Genomic DNA, 3,672 nt, shown 5'->3' with positions numbered 1-3,672 from the left:
GCCGGCCTCATGCTCCTTCAAAATCCCGATGATCTGCTCTTCCGAAAAGCGGCTGCGCTTCATGCTCTGGTCCTTGTTGTGGGCCAGAACGAACTTCAAGCTGGATTAAGCCCGTGGGGCAAGGTCAAGGCGTTTCCACACGTCTTCACCCAATCGCGGAAACGTGTACACGCCACTCCAGTGGCCGAAAGCGCGCGGCACGCCCGGGCGCGCGATCCATGACACCGCCTCGACAAACATCCGTTGTCCTTGCCGTTGCGTCCGGGGCTCGGTTTGCAAAGACGCAGCGGTTCCATCTTCGTCCATTGGACGTCAATCTCGTTCCATCCGAAGCTTGGATCACAACCGAGCCCCGATGAGAATCCTAAAATCCCAACAGGCCCTAGCGCCTGGATTTAGGACTTTCATCCACGGCGCCGAGACGTAAAGGCCCACGATCGTCGCTCACCTTGGCCACCAAGTGCGGATCGGTCGAGAGCTTGAACGTCTCCAGCCGGTGCGGCTGGAGTCCGAAGGCTCGCCAGATGCCTTGCGCTGTCGACACCGACAACCCGGTGACGTTCGCCATGTCGCGCGAACTCCAATGGGTAGCGTTCTCGGGGGCATTTCTCCAGCGTCCGCACGACCACCGCGTCGATGCGAGAATCGTCAATCGTGCGCGGCGCCACGGAACGTGGCTCGTCGTGCAGCCCGGCCACGCGCCGCTTCACGAAACGATGCTGCCATTTGCCTACTGTCTGCGTGTCCAGGTCCAACTTGGCCGCCACTTCCTCGTTCTGACCGCCCTCCGCGCAGGTCAGCACGATCCGGGCTCTCAGAGCCAGCGCTAGCGCGTTCTTTCGCCGCATTGTCAGCGATTTCATTTCGGCACGCTCGTCATCGCTTTGTATCAAGGGCGCAAGTGGCTGGACCGCGATCAGACCTCCGCCGCTGTTGCCAGCGCTCTTTCGGACAGCGACACGAAGCTACGATTGCGAACTTATATTCGCGAGACTAGCAACCCGGCATCTTCCATGGACTTGGAGGTGATTCGGACTTTTTGTGCATCCGGGAGAATGCACTCCGTCAGCTAATTGTCAGCCAGGCCGTCTACCTAGATAGCCTGCGCATTCTCGCCTGTATCGGAGGTTGGAATATGACGGGGATTGGCCCATCTGGCAAATCGCACGTTGGAGCTGATGGCGCCGACAGCACGTTGAGCAGTTTGCGCTCGGACTCAAGTCTTGCCGCTGGGGAAGGCAGCCACCGGTTCACTTCCGTCGTGAAGCGGATGCGCTCTGGGCCGCAAGATAGAAGCGCGCCCGTTGCCAGCCAGCCGCGCACTTCGGGTATGGCAGTCCCCATTTCCTCGACAGGCGACGAGATCAAGGCAACAAAGCGACAAATGGGTCGCCTGCTTGAGGAACTTGACGCTTGCCGTAAGGCGGCCAAGCAAGCGCAGAACTCGTCGACGGAGCAAGAGCTGCTCGATCAACTCGTCGAGGCAAGCTCAAAACTTCTGGAGTACCGCGCGAGCCTGCCCCCGCATGTAGCGCGTAGCATTCTGTCCGACGATCAGGCTCGCCGACTCCGGGACGAGGCGCTCGATGCGGCGAACAAATGCAACACGCTGGCCACCCCGACTATCTACGCCTTGGAGGAGAGCAGGAAGAGTGCGGCCACCGTGCTCGACCGGATAGTCCAATCCAACCCTCCCTCCGACCAGCTGCGCCGAGCGGTTTCCAGTGTGGCGAACCGCTATTGGGCCTGCATGGAGTGGTGGGGAAAGAAGGCATTGCGCTCGGAACGGATGCAGTCGGTTTGCGAAGCCGCTGCCGCTTTACCAACTACAACGGACGATATGCGGCAGGCCGACGAGGCCGCACTGCGGCTGCACACCGGCTGGGCACTGTATACGAAGTGCATGCATCTGCAATCGCGGGTCGCTCTCGCGCAGGTCATGATTGAGCCGCAGGCGAGCGCGCTCGAACCAGCCGTGAGGAAAATCCTCATGGATGAGAACGGGCAGGTGCGTCTGCTGGGAACCTTCGTCGATGATGTTTTCCCGGCATTCGTCTCGACGCGCGGCGCTGTTCTAAACAAAGGACGCGCGCTGGACGCAGAGCACTGCGCCGTTCTGGAAGGCGTCATGGAGCGCCTTTCGGAATTTGCGTTGGCGTTGCACGACGTCGTCGGAAATCTAAGCGCTCTCGGAACAGGTGCCGACCTCCCATTGGAACTGTTGGGCGAGATTGTGGAAGGTGCGTGGGTCACCGCGGATGAGGCCAAGCGCCTCTTGTCACTGCAGCCGAGGACCCCAGCCATTATTACACCGCCGGCCGACGCTGGGGCTGCGATACCGGCCAACACTACCGGCAGGGCTGTAGTGGCCGAAGGCTCAACAACGCGCAGGAAGGGCAGAGGCAAGCGCACGCCGGCCGAGGGCGCCGGGAGTTCAGCGGCCGGGAGGATGCAGCCACAGCTCGCTACGGCCGACAAGGCCACAGCGCCAGCAGCCAAAGTTCTCGTGCTCTCGGATTTAGGTACGAAGAAGCTGGTGAGCGCGGAGGAGGCGCAAAGGGCGTCATCGTCGGCGGCGGCACACTTAGCTATCTGGCAGGCCCCGCCGTCGATTGAGGCGCTGACGCCATTACTCAAGCGCTTGGACGAACTTTTGCAATTCGATCTGGCTGGACAGCAAAGGGCCGTCTCGCAAGCGCGCCAGATGAAACCCGAAGACGCCGACCACGTCGTAGACACCGTGGTTGAGCGCCTGCAGATGCAGGCGGCCGAGATGCAGGCCTGCGTGGCCGCGTTGGAGGAGCCTCGTCGAAGCGGCCTACTCACGCCTGCGCAAGTGCCCGAGATACACGACAAAATAGTCCGGCTCAACATGATGTCGTCCCAGGCGCTGGGGCTGGCCAAGGCTGCGAAAGAGCGAAAGGCCACGACTATTATTGATTGCATGAAGACCTACGCCTTTCCGTCGCAGAAGTACCTTGAATACTTGCAGGCGGCCGGGGAGTTGGCGCCTGCGGATGTACCGCGCCCGTTAAAGGGCGAGCCAGGGACGCTATTTGAGTTCAAGCTCCAACCCAAGGCGCTGAGCAATGGTGCGACGCCGAGTCCGATGTGGGTGCACATCCACACGAACCGGCCGGTACTTGTGCGGCAATTGGCGACGCTAGATGACGCCGAGTTCGCCGCTTGCCACGTCAAGTCCAATGAACAGCGCGGCTACAATCGGCAATGGCAGAACGCCCGGGCTGCGACGGGTCACGAGAATGTCGTGGTCCACCGCGGCAAGCTTACGCCTGCGTTCTGTAAGTCCTTGTTGAGCACAGTGCTTAGCGGCCATCCACGCTATCCGCTTGCTGAGGCGGAGCACCGGTCGACGCAGGCCGCTCGACACGGGATGTAGTTAGGGGCCTCTCGCGATAGAGTGCCTATTGACGTCCGAAATCGATGCCATCGGACCGTGATCAGGTCATGGGCCTTTAGCACCCGGTAGACTGAAAGCCTCCGCTTCGGTTTATAGCGCTCGTACTATGCGGCAATCAGCGCACTCGTCGTGCGTGAAGAACTTCCAAGCCATTGAGCGGGAGTCGAATTTTCTGGCGAGAGGCGTTTTGAGATTGCAAGCTTTCGGGCTTTGGGGGCCCAAAAGCTTGCAATTTTGCTTTTGAGGATTCC

At 60.7% G+C, this 3,672-nt stretch carries 2 protein-coding genes and 1 pseudogene; 1 reads left to right on the top strand and 2 read right to left on the bottom strand.

Annotated elements, in window-relative coordinates; translation table 11 throughout:
- Nucleotides 1-382 precede the first annotated feature (382 nt).
- The gene (locus AC0QUY_RS42225; RefSeq protein WP_246738300.1) at nucleotides 383-568 is read right to left on the bottom strand and encodes a hypothetical protein; all 186 of its coding nucleotides are present in this window, start codon (nucleotides 566-568) and stop codon (nucleotides 383-385) included.
- An 88-nt stretch (nucleotides 569-656) separates the two neighbouring features.
- A pseudogene (locus tag AC0QUY_RS42220) lies at nucleotides 657-848 on the bottom strand (helix-turn-helix domain-containing protein); the annotation flags it as partial.
- 287 nt (nucleotides 849-1,135) lie between these two features.
- On the opposite strand from AC0QUY_RS42220, the gene AC0QUY_RS42215 reads away from it, so the two are divergent.
- Nucleotides 1,136-3,400, top strand: coding sequence for a hypothetical protein (locus AC0QUY_RS42215; protein ID WP_161855450.1), 2,265 nt, complete (start codon nucleotides 1,136-1,138; stop codon nucleotides 3,398-3,400).
- Nucleotides 3,401-3,672 lie beyond the last annotated feature (272 nt).

It is taken from the genome of Bradyrhizobium sp. WYCCWR15520 (assembly GCF_056174665.1).
The sequence above is the reverse complement of the archived record's forward strand: the minus strand, read 5'-3'. Positions and strand labels throughout refer to the sequence as shown.